The organism is Spirosoma sp. (assembly GCF_026391055.1).
Lineage (GTDB): Bacteria > Bacteroidota > Bacteroidia > Cytophagales > Spirosomataceae > Spirosoma.
Genome location: NZ_JAPLET010000022.1, coordinates 274,936 through 291,201 on the forward strand (window position 1 = coordinate 274,936; position 16,266 = coordinate 291,201).

At 50.9% G+C, this 16,266-nt stretch carries 12 protein-coding genes; 3 read left to right on the plus strand and 9 right to left on the minus strand.

Translation table 11 applies throughout. The features are described 5' to 3' along the window. Window positions 1-9 precede the first annotated feature (9 nt). Window positions 10-1,440 (plus strand): 23S rRNA (uracil(1939)-C(5))-methyltransferase RlmD, encoded by a 1,431-nt coding sequence (gene rlmD, locus NT073_RS16350; protein ID WP_297375480.1) that lies wholly within the window; start codon window positions 10-12, stop codon window positions 1,438-1,440. Window positions 1,441-1,514: 74 nt separating this feature from the next. Here rlmD and NT073_RS16355 read toward each other — a convergent pair whose 3' ends face one another. Then, complete coding sequence (locus NT073_RS16355; protein ID WP_297375482.1) at window positions 1,515-2,504, minus strand: helix-hairpin-helix domain-containing protein; 990 nt, start codon at window positions 2,502-2,504, stop codon at window positions 1,515-1,517. Window positions 2,505-2,607: 103 nt separating this feature from the next. Between NT073_RS16355 and NT073_RS16360 the strand changes: the two genes are divergently transcribed. After that, window positions 2,608-4,116, plus strand: a complete 1,509-nt coding sequence (locus NT073_RS16360) for a glycine--tRNA ligase (protein ID WP_297375484.1) — start codon at window positions 2,608-2,610, stop codon at window positions 4,114-4,116. Window positions 4,117-4,210: 94 nt separating this feature from the next. Here the strand turns inward: NT073_RS16360 and NT073_RS16365 are convergent, their stop codons facing one another. From NT073_RS16365 to NT073_RS16400, 8 genes are all read right to left on the minus strand, one after another. Then, on the minus strand, window positions 4,211-4,879 hold the full coding sequence (locus NT073_RS16365; protein WP_297375486.1) for a Uma2 family endonuclease: 669 nt from the start codon (window positions 4,877-4,879) through the stop codon (window positions 4,211-4,213). A gap of 45 nt (window positions 4,880-4,924) precedes the next feature. Beyond that, on the minus strand, window positions 4,925-6,175 hold the full coding sequence (locus NT073_RS16370; RefSeq protein ID WP_297375488.1) for a GTP-binding protein: 1,251 nt from the start codon (window positions 6,173-6,175) through the stop codon (window positions 4,925-4,927). An 83-nt stretch (window positions 6,176-6,258) separates the two neighbouring features. Then, window positions 6,259-7,161, minus strand: coding sequence for a sulfate adenylyltransferase subunit CysD (gene cysD, locus NT073_RS16375; protein WP_297375490.1), 903 nt, complete (start codon window positions 7,159-7,161; stop codon window positions 6,259-6,261). Between the two features lie 80 nt (window positions 7,162-7,241). Beyond that, window positions 7,242-7,973 carry a phosphoadenylyl-sulfate reductase gene (locus tag NT073_RS16380; RefSeq protein ID WP_297375492.1) on the minus strand — a complete coding sequence of 244 codons (732 nt, stop codon included), beginning with the start codon at window positions 7,971-7,973 and terminating at the stop codon, window positions 7,242-7,244. A gap of 36 nt (window positions 7,974-8,009) precedes the next feature. Continuing rightward, window positions 8,010-9,134 carry a Gfo/Idh/MocA family oxidoreductase gene (locus NT073_RS16385; protein WP_297375494.1) on the minus strand — a complete coding sequence of 375 codons (1,125 nt, stop codon included), beginning with the start codon at window positions 9,132-9,134 and terminating at the stop codon, window positions 8,010-8,012. 155 nt (window positions 9,135-9,289) lie between these two features. Next, window positions 9,290-10,498 (minus strand): PLP-dependent transferase, encoded by a 1,209-nt coding sequence (locus NT073_RS16390; RefSeq protein WP_297375496.1) that lies wholly within the window; start codon window positions 10,496-10,498, stop codon window positions 9,290-9,292. 68 nt (window positions 10,499-10,566) lie between these two features. After that, entirely contained in the window at window positions 10,567-11,634 is a 1,068-nt protein-coding gene (locus NT073_RS16395) for a sulfite exporter TauE/SafE family protein (protein ID WP_297375498.1), read from the minus strand. A 172-nt stretch (window positions 11,635-11,806) separates the two neighbouring features. After that, complete coding sequence (locus NT073_RS16400; protein WP_297375500.1) at window positions 11,807-12,958, minus strand: DUF819 family protein; 1,152 nt, start codon at window positions 12,956-12,958, stop codon at window positions 11,807-11,809. 200 nt (window positions 12,959-13,158) lie between these two features. Between NT073_RS16400 and NT073_RS16405 the strand changes: the two genes are divergently transcribed. Continuing rightward, window positions 13,159-16,209: a SusC/RagA family TonB-linked outer membrane protein gene (locus tag NT073_RS16405; protein ID WP_297375502.1), complete on the plus strand. Its 3,051-nt coding sequence runs from the start codon at window positions 13,159-13,161 to the stop codon at window positions 16,207-16,209. Window positions 16,210-16,266 lie beyond the last annotated feature (57 nt).

The following is a 16,266-nucleotide window of genomic DNA, read 5'->3' on the forward strand; positions in this document are numbered from 1 at the left end:
TTAGGACTTATGCGTAGGAAGATTCATAAAACACCCGAACGGTTGGCACGTGTTCGTGTCGATGCGGTAGCCGCCGAAGGGAAGTGTATTGTACGTACTGAAGAAGGCGTAATTTTTGTTGAAAACCCCACCGGTGGACCGGGTGTGGCCCCCGGCGATGTAGTAGACCTGCGCATTACCAATACCAAAAAGCAATACCGCGAAGCCGTTGCCGAACGCATTCATGAGTGGTCTACTGTCCGTACCGAGCCTTTTTGTGAGCATTTTGGGACGTGTGGTGGCTGCAAGTGGCAGCATATTCAATACAGCGAACAACTTGGCTTTAAACACCAGCAGGTAATCGATCACCTGACGCGTATTGGTAAAGTGGAACTGCCCACGTTTCGGCCCATTATGCCCGCTCATCCAACGCAGTACTATCGGAACAAGCTTGAATTTACCTGCGCCGAAGGCCGCTGGCTGACAACAAAGGAAGTGGGTACTAACCAGCCGATGGACCAGCGGGCAGTGGGCTTCCACGTGCCCGGACGCTTCGATAAAGTGCTGCCCATTCGGCATTGCTACCTCCAGCCCGACCCGTCCAACGCCATTCGGGAAGCAATTGATGCCTATGTACTTCAGCATGACATGACGTTGTACAACCTGAAAATGCATACCGGTTATCTGCGGACGCTCATCATCCGCACTGCCGATACTACGCAGCAGGTGATGGTAACGTTGCAGGTAGCCCAGGACAACCCCGAGCTGCTCAACGGATTAATGGCCTATTTGCAGACGTTGTTCCCGCAGATTACCTCCCTGAACTATATTCTGAACACCAAAAAGAACGATAGCTATCAGGATCAGGAGGTTATCAACTGGGCCGGGAAAGCCTTCATCGAAGAGCAGATGGAAGAGCTCACGTTTCGGATAGGTCCCAAGTCTTTTTATCAGACCAATGCTCAGCAAGCGTACAACCTCTATAAAGTGGCCCGCGAATTTGCCGGGCTTACCGGTCAGGAACACGTGTATGACTTATACACCGGCACCGGTACCATTGCACTCTTTGTGGCTCGTTTGGCCAAACACGTGGTCGGGGTGGAGTATGTCGAAGCATCGGTGGCCGACGCCCGCGTCAATGCGGAAGTGAACGGGATTACCAATACGACGTTTGTCGCGGGGGATATGAAGGCGATTCTGACCGACGAATTTTTTGCGGAGCACGGTCGTCCGGATGTGGTCATTACCGATCCGCCCCGCGCCGGCATGGATGAGGCCGTTACCCGTCAGTTACTCAAAGCGGCTCCCGAACGCATTGTTTACGTTAGTTGCAACACCGCCACACAAGCCCGTGATCTGGCTATTCTGGATGAAGGATACACCGTAACGGGCGTACAACCGGTGGATATGTTTCCGCATACGCACCACGTCGAAAATGTAGTCGTCCTGACGAAGCGGTAGTTTGTATTCACAAAGCGAGGGCCCACCGGTTGGTGTCAGTTTCTCAAAACTGACACCAACCGGTGGGCCCTGATTTAAAATTCCAGATAAGGAGCAATCTTCTCAATGGTTTTGGCGTCCAGTATCCGAATTGGTTTCAATGACTCCGCCGAGGTGTATGCCCCATGCTGCTCCCGGTAGCTAACGATGAGCTGGGCCTGTCGGCGGGATAGAAATGGGTGCCGGTCCAGTTCATCGGCTGTAGCAGTGTTAACCGGAATCCGGCGCACCCCCGACCGGATCTGACCAAATTTTCTAAGTTCTTCAATCGCGAGTGAGTCTAGTCCGTAGACATCCCGAAATTGATCTGCCGAAATAAACCCGCCCAGTGCATCCCGGTATTTGACAATTCGGGCAGCCAGCGTAGCGCCAATGCCTTTTAGTGCAATCAACTGGCTTGTGTCGGCAGCGTTGATATCAAATGGTTGAAGAACCGGCTTTGCCGGGCGTTCCGGAAATGCCGGTCGGTTTGACGCCGGGTAAGGCTCGTTGCTGGCTGGTTTGCCAGTGCCCGATGCGTCGCTGGTAAAGCGCTCTGGCCGGGATGTTTCTTTTACTGTAATGTAGGGTTCGAGCTGGTCGTACAGGTCGGGAGGGAAGTCGTATATTTTAAGGAGGTCTTCTTTCCTCCGAAACTGTCCGCCTTTGCTTCGGTATTTTTCGATGCGCTCCGCCATCCACTTCGGCAATCCCAATTGCTGCCAGCCCGTTACGCTAACGGTATTTGGGTCGAACGCAAACAGTTTCGGCTCACTGAATCGTTCGGCAGTGGTTTTCTCCTTCCCGGACCGGTCGCCGTATTGGGGTTGTTTGGCGGCTTCAGTCTGCATGAGGGCCACCAGGCTATCGAGTTTTCGCTGGTCGGCAACCGATGTGTCGATGGGTGTGCGGGTAACAACGAATCGGTAAACGAACGGAATCAGCAGGCATAGCAGCGTCAGGAACAGCAGGACCATAAAGCCTCTGGTCTCCTTATGGGAGAAGCCAAAATAATCGCGCACGAAGGAGACGAAACGGGAAATCATTAAATTGACAAGTAGTTTTTATCGTTAAAAATGGTTACTTGTTTTGATGATTTCAAACAGTGGGCGAATTAATTCGCCCACTGTTGTATTTTTGCGCCCACGTATGAATACTCCGCAAACGCCAGCCGCTGGTTCTCCAGCCACTTCGCTGCAAGACATTATCGCCCACGCCAAAGAATATGGCTTCGTGTTCCCGTCGTCCGAAATCTACGATGGCCTGCAAGCCGTGTACGACTACGGTCAGAATGGCGTTGAACTGAAAAATAACCTTAAAACGCTCTGGTGGAAGGCAATGACCCAACTCCACGACAATGTCGTTGGGATTGATGCGTCGATTTTCATGCATCCGCTGACGTGGAAAGCGTCGGGGCACGTTGACTCGTTCAACGACCCCATGATCGACAACCGCGATTCTAAAAAACGGTACCGCGCCGATCAACTCCTCGAACTGAAAGCCGAAGCCTATGCCAATGCCGGGGATGAAGAAAAAAGTACCGCGCTATTGCAGGAAATGGGCCGTTTACTGGGCGACAATGACCTAGAGGGCGTTCGGAACCTCATTATCGCCGAAGGCATCATAGACCCCGTTTCAGGTACTGATAACTGGACCGAAGTACGGCAGTTCAACCTGATGTTTTCTACGCAGGTGGGTTCGCTGGCCGAAGATGCCAGCCTGATTTACCTCCGGCCGGAAACTGCCCAGGGTATTTTCGTGAACTTCCTGAACGTTCAGAAAACGGGCCGTATGAAGGTTCCCTTTGGGATTGCCCAAATTGGGAAAGCGTTTCGGAACGAGATTGTGGCCCGTCAGTTCACCTTCCGGATGCGGGAGTTCGAACAGATGGAAATGCAGTTCTTCGTGCGCCCCGGCACTGAAATGCAATGGTATGAAACCTGGCGAGATGCCCGGATGAAATTTCACCAGGCGGTGGGCTTACCCGCCGATAAACTCAAATTTCACATTCACGAGAAACTGGCGCACTACGCTAATGCCGCCGTGGATATCGAGTATAAGTTTCCGTTTGGTTTCCGCGAGATGGAAGGGATTCACTCACGCACCGATTTTGACCTGAAAGCCCACCAGGAGCTGAGCCGCAAGAAGCAGCAGTATTTCGACAATGACGTTGACCCCGCCACCGGTAAACCGTACGGTAACTATATTCCGTACGTTGTTGAAACATCGGTAGGGGCAGACCGCCTGTTCCTAGCTGTTCTCTGCAATGCGTTCACGAAAGAAATCGTGGGCGAAGGTGATCAGCAGAAGGAGCGTACGTATTTGAAGCTTCATCCGGCGCTGGCTCCCATTAAAGCGGCTGTGTTCCCGCTGGTTCGGAAAGATGGTTTGCCCGAGAAAGCCGAAGCGATCGTGAAGAATCTCCGGTCTGAGTTCCGGGTGGTGTATGAGGAGCGCGATGCCATTGGTAAGCGCTACACCCGTCAGGATTTGATCGGTACGCCGTTCTGTATTGCGGTGGATTATCAAACCCTCGAAGATGATACTGTAACCATCCGTTACCGCGACACAACGGAGCAGATCCGTATTCCGGTGAGCGAACTGAAAGCCCGTATCGGTCAGGAAGTGTCGATGGAGCGGGTGTTGGAAAATATGTAAAATTTGGTTTCACCAATAAAAGAAGAGAAAAAGCAGGCGTGCCACGGATTAGAACCGTGGCACGCCTGCTTTTTCTCTTCTTTTCAAATATCGGTTATCGACTTGCTGAGAGCACTGTGCGCAGGGCCGCTATATTCGCCGTAGCATCAAAGATTGCCTTTACGGGAATGGTGAACCCCGCTAACTGCTGGCTGGAAACCGTCTGCCCGACCCGTAGTAAATCGACCAATGCGTAGGCTTCGGTATCGGCATCCAAGGTGAATACTTCGACCGTTTGACGGGTAGGATCAACGAGCCAGTATTCGGCTACCTGGTGCGTGGCGTAATCTTCAAATTTGATTTCCCGATCGTTCTTCTGCGTGCTTTTTGATAACACTTCCACCACCAGATCCGGGGCTGGATAGTATAGCAAATCAGGCTTGATGTCAGCCGCTTTTTCCGTTCCGAAATAGCAAATATCCGGCTCGTAGCTATTTTGGGTTAGTTCGACCAGAGCTTTTTCAACAAGCACAATACCAATGTTATGCTCATTGACAAAAGCATTTAGTAACGTTCCAAGGAACATCACTGCAGCATTGTGCTTATGTAACGCCGGTGAGTGAACGACAATTTCACCGTTGATGAACTCCACTTTCATGTCGTCGTCCATCCACTCATAAAACGCCTGTCGGCGTTTTTTTTCGTCGTTCAACACCGCCTGAACCTGCTGAATAATTTGCGGGGCCTTAGGGGATTCCAGAAGTTGGGCAGCCAGTTCAGTCATAGCCTTATTAGGACTTTATACTCAAATATAGAAAAGTAAGCCGACTTACGCTTCGCCCACCAGCATCAGGGCCCCAACGGTTACGTTCGAGGTTTCGTCGATGAGGATGGCGCCACCCGACGCCCGGTTAGTGGCGTAAGGGTCAAAACTGATCGGCTGTGCGGTTCGAAGCACCACTTTGGCCAAATCATTCAACCGGAGTTGCTCAACGCCTTCAATCTGTTCGTAAGTATTAACATTTACCTGGTACGCAATCTCCCGCACCGAACAGCGCGTCCGGAAAGTGCCTACCTGTAACACATATTTATTCCCTACTTTAAACTCCTTGCTATCCATCCAGCAGAGCATGGCTTCGACCGTTTGACTACTCAGCGGCTGGCTGTCCGAACGAACAATGAGGTCGCCCCGGCTAATGTCTACATCAGTTGCCAGATGCAGCACGACAGACATGGGCGTTGCCGCTTCATCGAGATGCGTTTCGGCAATTTCAATGGCATCGATGGTCGAAGTTTCGCCGGATGGGAACACCGTAATGGCGTCGCCTTTGCGGAACTGTCCGCTTGTAATTTTACCCGCATAACCCCGGTAATCGTGAAGCTCCGGTGTTTGCGGACGGATGACGTACTGAACCGGAAAACGACCTTGAGTAAGGTTCACATCATCGGCAATTTCTACCGTTTCCAGATGTTCCAGCAGCGTTTGCCCCTCGTACCATGGCATGGATTCCGACCGGTCGACAACGTTATCGCCGTTCAGTGCACTCATCGGAATATACGTTACATGCTTCACGTTCAGCTTTTGGGCCAGTTCGGCATAATGAATGCAGATGTCGGAGAACACATCCTGCGAGTAATCGACCAGATCCATTTTGTTGATCGCCACCACAATGTGCGGGATTCCCAGCAACGACGCAATGAGCGAATGCCGCCGGGTTTGTTCGGCAACACCGTGCCGGGCATCGACCAGCACAATCGCCAGCTGGCAATTGGACGCACCGGTTACCATGTTGCGGGTGTACTGAATATGACCCGGTGCATCGACAATAATAAACTTCCGAACCGGGGTCTGGAAATAGCGGTAGGCTACATCAATTGTAATACCCTGTTCCCGTTCGGAACGGAGCCCGTCGGTCAAAAGGGCCAGATCGATCTCCCCATCGTCACGGCTTTTGCTTGCCCGCTCGATGGCTTCCAGTTGATCGGCCAGGATAGATTTGGAATCGTAAAGCAACCGCCCAATGAGCGTGCTTTTGCCGTCGTCAACCGAACCGGCAGTTATAAATCGTAAAAGATCCATTTATTGCATGTGTAATGAATAATCAGAAATGGATAATGTTGTACCCGCTTATTATTCATTGTTCATTTTACAGTAGTCAATACTCAAAAATACCCGCCTTTCTTGCGGTCTTCCATGGCGGCTTCGGAAAGCTGGTCGTCCATGCGGGTTTCGCCCCGTTCGGAAATGCGCGTGGCCTGAATTTCGTCGATCACTGCGTCGAGCGTGTCGGCCATCGACTCGGAGGCAGCGGTGCAGGAAATATCGCCAACGGTACGGAAACGTACCCGGCGGGTTACCAGTTGGTCGTCGGCTTCGGGTTTGATAACGCCCCCGGCAGTAGCCATCAGTTTACCATCGCGGATAAGCAACTCGCGGTCGTGGGAGAAATAAATGCTGGGAAGCTGGATTTTCTCGCGACGGATATAATTCCAGACGTCCAGTTCGGTCCAGTTTGAAATAGGGAACACCCGAACATTTTCGCCTTTATGAATCCGGCCGTTGTAGAGGTTCCATAGTTCAGGCCGCTGGCGTTTAGGGTCCCACGAGCCAAACTCGTCGCGCACGGAAAAGACGCGCTCTTTAGCCCGTGCTTTCTCCTCATCCCGACGGGCGCCCCCAATGCAGGCATCAAACTCAAACTCTTCAATCGTATCCAGTAGCGTAAACGTTTGCAGCCCGTTACGGGTGGCGTTGCGGCCGGTTGGTTCTTTCAGCTTTTTCTCCCGGATGGTGTCTTCGACATACCGAACGATGAGTTTTTCGCCGATACGCTCCGCCATAGCATCTCGGTAATCGAGGGCTTCCTGAAAATTATGGCCCGTGTCGATATGCACGAGCGGAAAAGGAAACTTACCCGGCCGAAACGCTTTGAGGGCCAGATGAACCAGGGTAATGGAATCCTTGCCACCCGAAAAAAGCAGCGCAGGGCGCTCAAACTGACCGGCTACCTCCCGCATGATGTGGATGGCTTCGGATTCGAGCTGGTCTAAATAATCTAACTTCATTACAATAAAAAGTGAAAGAGCGAATGAGTGAAAGAATGAGTGGCAATAAACGCCCTTACACCCTTTCACTAGTTTACTCATTAAGCTTTAAATACTTCTTCGTGAACGTGTAATCCGCATTCTTTCTTGGAGTTGTCTTCCCACCACCAGCGACCCGCCCGGAAGTCTTCACCGGGTTGAATGGCCCGGGTACAGGGCTGGCAGCCGATGCTCACAAAACCCCGGTCGTGCAGAGGATTGTACGGCACGTTGTTATCTTTTACATATTGTTTTACTTCGTCAAACGTCCAGTCCATCAGTGGATGAAACTTGAAGAGGTTATGCGACGCATCCCATTCGAGCTGGGGCATACTCTGGCGGTTGGCCGACTGTTCGGCGCGGATACCCGTGATCCATATTTTCTGTCCTTTCAGTGCCCGGTTGAGAGGTTCCACTTTTCGGATGCCGCAGCACTCTTTCCGATTCTCTACCGAATCGTAAAAGCTGTAGGGCCCTTTAGTCGTCATCAGGGCTTCTTCGGCAGCCCGTTCGGGGAAAAACGCTTCGATTTTGGTGGCGTAGCGGTCATTGGTCTTTTTCCAGACCGAATACGTCTCCGAAAACATCCGGCCTGTGTCGAGGGTGAAAATCCGGATGGGAATTTCGTTTGCCAGAATCAGATCGGTAATTACCTGATCTTCGTAGCCGAGGCTGGTCGAGAAAACGACTTCGCCGGGGAATAGGGAAGCCAGTTTCCGCAGCGCGTCAACGTTGCTCAGACCGTGAACTTGTTCGGTCAGGCTTTCCAGTGTGTGTGTCGGTTCAGCAATCATACAAAAGGGCGGGATTGAACCCGTATTTATAGTCAATTAACGGACCTGTGCCCGTTGTGACAGGTTTACCGCCTTGCCTGTTTTGGCCGATTGTCGGGCGGCATCCAATATTTCCATGACGATAATATTATTTTCTAAAGACGTTAATTCATCGGCTTTAGTTTCGCCATGTATCAGCTTCGCGAAGTATGCAAATGGGTCAGTAGCAGGCGCATCGGCGGGTGTTGCCTCGGTCGGACGTTCGGTTTTGTCGTCTTTGAACCGGATGCGCATCCGGGTACCATCAACCGTAAAGACATAGCCAGTCTGCCCGTAGACTTCCATGTCTTTGCGACCAAAGGGCCAGTTCCAGGACCCCTGGATGATGGTTTGGGTTTTGGGATAAGTCAAAACAATTGTCCCTTCATCATCTACTTTCGGGTAAATATCCGGTTTGATCTGTTGGGTTACCGCCAGAACCGAGAGCGGCCGCTGGTTGTGCATAAGCCAGGTGGAGAGATTAGCTCCGTAACAGCCAAAGTCAAACAAGGCACCGGCACCGTTGGTAACCGGGTCTGTGAGCCAGTTCAGGAACTCTTTACTCACCCCAATTTCTTTGGGTCCCTCGTGACCATCGTGAACGACAATTTTTCGCAAATCACCAATCGACTTGGTCGTGTTGGCAATTTCATAGGCTTTATGATTGCTTCCGTACCAGGTTGTTTCGTAGTTTGTCAGGAGCTGGATCGTGTGTTTTTTGGCCAGTGCTTCCATCTGTTTAGCATCGGCAAAGGTCGTTGCCAGTGGTTTTTCAACCATCACATGAATACCACGGGGAGCACAAACGGCGACCGTTTTTTTATGATCGACAATCGGGCCAAAATCCGTTACAGCTTCCGGCTTCGTTTTGTCGAGCATTTCGGCTAGCGTAGGATAAACCAGGCTCATACTAAACCCATGCCGCTTAGCGAGTTTTTCGGCCAGTTCCCGGTTCGGTTCGGCAATTCCTACGATTTCAATGTCAGTCTGAGCTGTTTTGCCAAAGGCTTTGTTCAGAATCCCATGCACATGGTCATGCGCCATACCCGCAATTCCCACACGAAGCGGCTTTTTAGGTGTTTGGGCGTTCACAAGCTGGGTAGTAATAAGTAATAGGGTGAGGAAAAACGCATTAAGTTTCATACTGGCATTTCTGATTTACCGGATTCTATCCGAATGACTTTATTACGACGATTCTCAGGCTTCTGTAGGTGGAATGATATTCCGTTCCACGCTACAAAACTAAACCTAAGCGGCTTCTACTCTTATAAATCAGGTTGTTGTGCCAATACAGAATCTTAGTCCACATTTACTTTGATGATCTCGGCCGATTTCTCGACAGCCTGGGTAAAGTCGGCGATCAGATCGCTGATTGCTTCGAGACCAACAGAAATGCGGATCAGGCCTGGTGTGATTCCCAGAGCGGCTTTCTCTTCGGGCTTAAGTTTCGCGTGAGTTGTGGTGTTCGGGTTCGTTACGATGGTGCGCGAATCGCCGAGATTGGACGAAAGCGTTGGAATCGTCAGCGCATCGAAGAACGCTTTTACGCGCTCGAATCCCCCTTCCAGTTCAATTGTTACAATGGCACCGCCCGCGCTCATCTGCTTCTTCGCCAGCTCAAACTGTGGGTGAGAAGGAAGGAACGGATAGAGAACCCGCTCCACATCGGTATGACCATTCAGCGCTTCGGCGAGTTGCAGGGCGTTGCGGCAGTGGCGTTCCATGCGCAAGTCCAGCGTTTCCAGGCTCTTCGACAGAATCCAGGCATTGAACGGCGATAGCGACGGGCCGGTATGCCGGGCAAAGAATCGGATCGGCTGAATCAAATCGGCCCGACCCACTACGATACCGCCCAGAACACGTCCCTGCCCATCCATGTATTTGGTGGCCGAGTGTATGGATAAATCGGCTCCCAGGTCGAGAGGTGTTTGAAGGATAGGCGTGGCAAAGCAGTTATCGACGTTCAGGATAAAGCCGTATTTCGCTTTCAGGCGGGCCAGCATCTCCAGATCGACCAGTTCCAGACCGGGGTTGGAAGGCGTTTCCAGATACACCATACGGGCGGCAGGTCTTCCATTGTTTGGCTGAATGGCCGCTTCCCATTCGGCTTCGGTGGCTGTGGCATCCAAATAGGTATGGCTGATACCCCACTTGCTCAGAATCTGGGTGATGATCTGGTGAGCGGAGCCAAATAAAGCCCGGCAGGCAACCAGGTGATCGCCAGATTTTAGCAAGGCGGCCATGCTGGCAAAAACGGCGGCCATCCCGGTGCCCGTGGCAATACCATCTTCGGCATTTTCGAGCATGCAGACTTTCTCGACAAACTCCGTAACGTTGGGGTTTGAGAAGCGGGAATAGATATTGCCTTCTTCCGTTTCTTCAAACAGGGCTTTCCCCTGTTCGGCGCTTTCGAAGGTGAAACTCGATGTTAAATATAAAGGAACGGAGTGCTCCCGATTGCCGGATTTATCCGTCTGTATCCGAATCGCTTTAGTTTGTTTTTCCATATTGTTTAGGCTAAGCTCTGGCTTGGCCACTGAGAATTAACAGGCCAAGCCAGAGCTTGGCCCAAACACTAAAAGAACTTAATAATTTTTCGCAAACTTACGAGGATCACCACAATTCCGACCAGGATCATCATGGTTTTTATGGGTAATTTCTGAGCTAAACGGGCCGCTATCGGAGCCGCAATCATACCACCCAGAATCAGTCCCAGAATAACCATCCCGTAGTTATCCAGCCCGGCATACAGGGCGAATACAACCGATGACGCAAACGAGACAAAGAACTCCGCCAGATTGACCGACCCAATCGTATAACGCGGGTGCCGACCTGATGCAATGAGCGTAGAGTTAACGATTGGCCCCCAGCCACCGCCCCCAATGGCATCGACAAACCCGCCAAACCACGCCAGTAGTCCAATCTGGCGAACGGGCTTTTTCTTGGGATTCTTGGCCAAGGCTTTCTTCAAAATCAGAATGCCCAAAATGACCGTATACACAGAAATGGCCGGGCTCAGGTATTGAGCTACAATCTCCATGTCGGCAAGTTTTGTTATCAGGAAAGCACCCAGCGCGGCACCAATAACCCCCGGAATCAGGACAATCTTGAATAGGCGACTGTTTACGTTACCGAATTTCAGGTGCATATAGCCCGACACGCCACTGGTGAAAATCTCGGAACTGTGTACGCTGGCCGTGGCAAATAAAGGGCTAATGCCAACGCTCGTCAGAAAAGTAGTAGCGGTAACGCCATACGCCATACCCAGAGCGCCATCAATCATCTGGGCCACAAAACCAGCCATGATGAAGTAAAAAATGTCGGGTGTGAGGTCTATCGTGCTGGCTAAGAGCGTCAGCCGGTCCAGCGTGAAGTAGCTGAAAAGGAGATGACCAACCAGCATTAAGGCCAGCGCTGAAAAAACATAAATCGCAATTTCGGTCCGATTACGTCGACGTAGTAGGGGGCTTGGTGCGTCGGTCTGTACACTGGCAGCCGGAAAAGTGGTCCGTATGATAGCTGCCTGTGAAGAGGCATTAACGCCCTGAATCGTGATCGTTAGCCCATTCAGGTCGAGTTCCGGATTGGGAGTAGTGAGCGAATCAGAGGTCGAATCGGTTGCAGAGACAATCCGCTGGGACATAAGGTATAAACTCTATAGAGTTAATGGATTAATTCTCTTATGAAAAACGGCACATCGACGTGCCGCTGGTTTTGATGAAGTTTCGTTGACTTTGGTAAGCCAAAGTTGTTGAGAAGTGCAGCAAAGGTACGAAAAGGAAGTGAATACATGCAAGCCAGCGGCATTAAACCGCTCAGCCTGCCCGCAATATCTCGGCTACTAAAATGCCCAGATATGAGCCAATTGCGTTGCCCAGGGAGCCAACCAGTACCGCCGGAAGTTGTAATTCCGGTCGGTTAAGGCTCTTAGCCAAAGCTAGTGCGGAGGTTGCTCCGCCGATATTAGCCTGAGAAGCAATACTTAGCACATCCCAATCCTGTTTAAAAAAGGCGCCCACACCAAAGACGATACAGGCATGGATAAACACTAGGGTTAGAATCATGCCGAAGAGTATGATCGCCAGCCGACCGTTGTGAAGAAGGGTGGCAATATCGCAATAGGCACCGATCACGGCCAGGAAAATATAGATACCAAATAACCCGAGCAATCGACTTCCCCGGAGTCTGTTTACTACGCGAAACTGGGCCAGTGCCAGAGCAATGGTGGTTAAAATCAGCACGAAAGGAACCGTAGGAGCAAGGGTAACCAACTGTTTTGAAAGGAAAATGGACCCAAAACCCAAGGTTAATAAAAGGGCCAGATCGTAGGGGCTCATTGTCTCGGCATCGGCAAATGAATCAGTCCCGCCCGCTATAGTTCCTGATGCGACTGTTGAACTTGTCGGAATATGTCTTGGAAACCGGCTTTGGAAAAAGCGGGGTAACGCCAGTGTTGCTGCCATCCACAGAGCCGTTAGAATGTTATCGGCTGCTGTTGAGGCAACGAACAGATTACCCGCTTTCGATACACCGTAATGCAGGGCAACGGCGTGAAAGTTAACGCTGCCACCAATGTAGGTTCCGGTAAACATACCCGCCAGAGCATAATACAATTTACCGACGGTGTTCGGGGCGGCAAATAGCCAGACGCTGGTGAAAACGCCCATAATCGTACCCAGTGAGCCGATGAGAAACATCGTTACCATAGGCAGGCCAGCTCGGCGCAAGTCTTTCAGGTTAACACTCAGTAAAAGAAGGAAGAGCGAGAAGGGAGCTACATAGTTAAAAATTCCCTCGTAAAGGGGTATTTCTGTTGTGGGAATAAGGTAAAGATTAGCCTCGATAGCGGTAAGAATAATAATTAGTAGAGCCGTTCCAATATGACGAAAGCCGGGTTTGGTAGAGAGCCATTCGCAGACGATGACATTCAGACAGAGGATGAAAAGAACAAAAATTGAGTTTGCCACGATAAATGGTCATTGGGGAAAATACTTAGAGGAGATCGGAATGTAACCAGCAGTCCTTTGATTTTGGCTTCAAGGTACAAAATAACATGGTGTACTAAGGGCCATATGTAAAATATTAAGGGGTTTAAAATGATATTTGCGAAACAAATACTTAATTTGTGCTAAATTTTATTATATATTTTAATCTTAACTTACAAAAGATGAACAGAAAACTACTCCTATTTGTATGGCTGTTTTTTTGTATTACCAGTTTGGTATTTGCTCAGGAACAAGCTGTTACGGGAAAGGTGACCGATGCAGAGGGCACGCCGATTCCAGGTGCCAGTGTTGTGTTGAAGGGGCGATCGGTAGGTACAAATACGGATGCCACTGGAAGCTTTAAGCTTAACGCCCCAGCCAATGGAACACTCATCTTCAGTTTTATTGGATTCACTACACAGGAAGTAGCCATCGGCAACCGATCTGTGGTAAATGTGCAGTTGGCCGATGGTAATCAACAACTCGATGAGGTTATTGTAACGGGACTTGCAACCAGCGTAAAACGCTCAAATTCGGCTAATGCCGTCGCCAGTTTATCTGCCAAACAACTTACAGGGGTAACCACACCTGTAACCACCGATGGTGCCATGCAGGGTAAGCTTGCGGGCGCCAATATTCAGGCCAACGGGTCGGTACCAGGTGGCGGTTTTAACGTACAATTGCGGGGTGTATCTACGCTGGGATCATCGGCCTCACAACCGCTGTATATTGTTGATGGTGTTTATATTGACAATGGGCAGTATTCCAGTGGTCGTTCGGAAGCTAACAAAGCCGGGGCTGGTTCATCGACCGCTTCGCAGGATAACAATGGTAACCGCTTGGCCGATCTGAACCCCGACGATATCGAAAGCATGGAAGTGCTGAAAGGTTCATCGGCAGCGGCCATCTATGGAACCCGCGCTAACGCCGGGGTTATCATCATTACCACCAAGCGGGGTAAAGGCGGACGAACCAATGTCTCGTTTGGCCAGGATCTGGGGATTTCCAACGCCTATAGTTACTATGGCGGAGCTGACTGGACAGCCGACAAACTGACTAATTACTTCTCAGCCGCTGACGTCTCGAAACTACAGGCAGCCAAGCAAAATGGTACCTATACGGATTGGGAACGGGTTATTTATGGTGAAACCGGTTCGATTAAAAATACCCACCTGAGTGTGACGGGTGGTAATGAGAAAACCAAATTCTACGTAAACGGCAGCGCTTCGAACGAAACAGGTATCATCAAAAATACGGGTTTTACCCGCTATTCGATCCGGGCCAATATTGACCATAAACTGAACAACTGGATTGACTTCGGCATCTCGACAAACTATGTCAATTCCAACAACGACCGGGGTTGGACAGGTAATGATAACTCGAACATTAACTACGGTTACTCATTGCCCTACACCAAGCCCTACACCAACCTGTATCCGGACGCAACCGGCGTTTATCCCGATAACGACCCCAGTGTAGGCGAAAACCCGCTGGCTATTCGGGACCGGGCGGTTAACAACCAGAAAGTGAATCGCTTCATTCAGGGATTCAACGCCAACTTTCGGCTCATCAACAACGCAACGACTTCGCTGACCATTAAAGTAAACGGCGGGCTGGATTACCAGAGTGGTTTCGCTACCATCTGGCTACCCACGGATTTACAGTCACAGCGGCAGGAAGCCAACCCTGGCTTTGCGCAGGATACCCGCACCGAAGTGTACAATTCCAACATTCAGGTAGCCGGGGTATTTACCCATTCCGCTATGGGTGGCAAACTTAACCTGACATCGTCGGCCGGGGCTGTCCGTCTGCATCGGGACTTTAATTATAACTACGTACGGGGACAGAAATTGCCCGTGGGTGTTTCCAACCCGGCGCGGGGTGGTGTACAGTCGATCGCTGCTGAATACCAGCGTAATACGGACGTTGGTATTTTCGCCCAGCAGGAAGCTAACTACGATGATAAAGTTATTGGAACCGTCGGCATTCGTTTCGATAAATCGGACTTGAACGGCAATAACTTTGATAAATATTATGCGTTCCCAAAAGCATCGCTGGCTGTTAACCTGACTCGTTTTGGTAACTGGGCGATGGCTTCGAGTGCCATCAGCGCCCTTAAACCGCGCATTGCCTACGGGGCAACGGCTGGTTTGCCAAGCTGGGGAACACCCTACTCGCAGCTAGGATCGACCGGTATTGGCGGATTGAGCGGCTTACAGCCATCAACGGTATTAGGTAACAACCAGATCAAGCCGGAACGCGCTACCGAATTGGAATATGGACTGGATTTCGGCTTGTTCAACAACCGGATTACCGGCGAATTCACCTTGTACAACAAGAAAGTGTTCGATCTGATCCAGCCGTTGACTACAGCCCCAACCACGGGGGTTACATCTACGAACATCAACGCGGCCGATTTAGTGAACCGGGGTCTTGAATTGACCATCGGCGCTGAGGTTATCCGCAGTAAAGCCATTACCTGGTTCGTTCAGCCGATCTTCTGGTTCAACCGCTCTGAAATTACTCGTCTGGACATTCCGGAGCGCCTTACGGGTGGTTTTGGGGCTACGTTTGGTCAGTGGCGTGTAAAACAGGGGTACTCACCAACCCAGATCGTGGGCCAGCCTCGTACGTTACCGACAACCGATCCCGGCTACGCGTCTTCCTGGACAAGCTATGGCGATCAGCAGCCTAAGTACGAATTCTCGCTTAATCAGCGGGTTACGTTCCTGAAAAACTTCGAGTTTTCGGCTTTGCTGCACTACCGGCACAAGTTCACCGTTGTTTCGCTCCAACGCGTTTTGTGGGATGAAGGCGGGAACACCTCTGACTGGAACAGCACGAGCTTAGGATTGACGGATGGTGGTAAAGTAGCTGGTTCTGGCGATCAGGTGGCACCAAACGGTATTGCCCGCCAGAATGTGAATGGGCTGGACGCCAATGGTGTCCCCCGCGAAGGCTATAACCCGTCAATTGCCAGTTTCCTGAAAATGCGTGAGGTTTCGTTGTATTATCGGGTACCAAAAGCGGTGCTTGGCTCAGCTTTCCGCAACGTAATTCAGGGGGTACGCGTTGGCGTTTCGGGAACGAACTTACTCCGCTGGACGGATTACAAAGCGGGTTACGATCCTGAAAACTCCAACTTTGGTTCACTGGCGCTGGGTAGCGGTGTCGACATTGGCAGCGCGCCACTGGCTCGCCGGATGATGTTCCACATTGCCATCGATTTGTAATCAACTGACGGTGTAACCCGGCAGGGTTCGAAAATTCAGATTTACCTGACAATTCAA

Excerpts from the sequence above, each read along its gene's own strand:
- rlmD (WP_297375480.1), top strand. The coding sequence starts at position 10 with ATGCGTAGGAAGATTCATAAAACACCCGAACGGTTGGCACGTGTTCGT.
- NT073_RS16370 (WP_297375488.1), bottom strand. The coding sequence starts at position 6,175 with ATGGATCTTTTACGATTTATAACTGCCGGTTCGGTTGACGACGGCAAA.
- NT073_RS16395 (WP_297375498.1), bottom strand. The coding sequence starts at position 11,634 with ATGTCCCAGCGGATTGTCTCTGCAACCGATTCGACCTCTGATTCGCTC.
- NT073_RS16380 (WP_297375492.1), bottom strand. The coding sequence starts at position 7,973 with ATGATTGCTGAACCGACACACACACTGGAAAGCCTGACCGAACAAGTT.
- cysD (WP_297375490.1), bottom strand. The coding sequence starts at position 7,161 with ATGAAGTTAGATTATTTAGACCAGCTCGAATCCGAAGCCATCCACATC.
- NT073_RS16360 (WP_297375484.1), top strand. The coding sequence starts at position 2,608 with ATGAATACTCCGCAAACGCCAGCCGCTGGTTCTCCAGCCACTTCGCTG.
- NT073_RS16405 (WP_297375502.1), top strand. The coding sequence starts at position 13,159 with ATGAACAGAAAACTACTCCTATTTGTATGGCTGTTTTTTTGTATTACC.
- NT073_RS16355 (WP_297375482.1), bottom strand. The coding sequence starts at position 2,504 with ATGATTTCCCGTTTCGTCTCCTTCGTGCGCGATTATTTTGGCTTCTCC.
- NT073_RS16385 (WP_297375494.1), bottom strand. The coding sequence starts at position 9,134 with ATGAAACTTAATGCGTTTTTCCTCACCCTATTACTTATTACTACCCAG.
- NT073_RS16390 (WP_297375496.1), bottom strand. The coding sequence starts at position 10,498 with ATGGAAAAACAAACTAAAGCGATTCGGATACAGACGGATAAATCCGGC.
- NT073_RS16365 (WP_297375486.1), bottom strand. The coding sequence starts at position 4,879 with ATGACTGAACTGGCTGCCCAACTTCTGGAATCCCCTAAGGCCCCGCAA.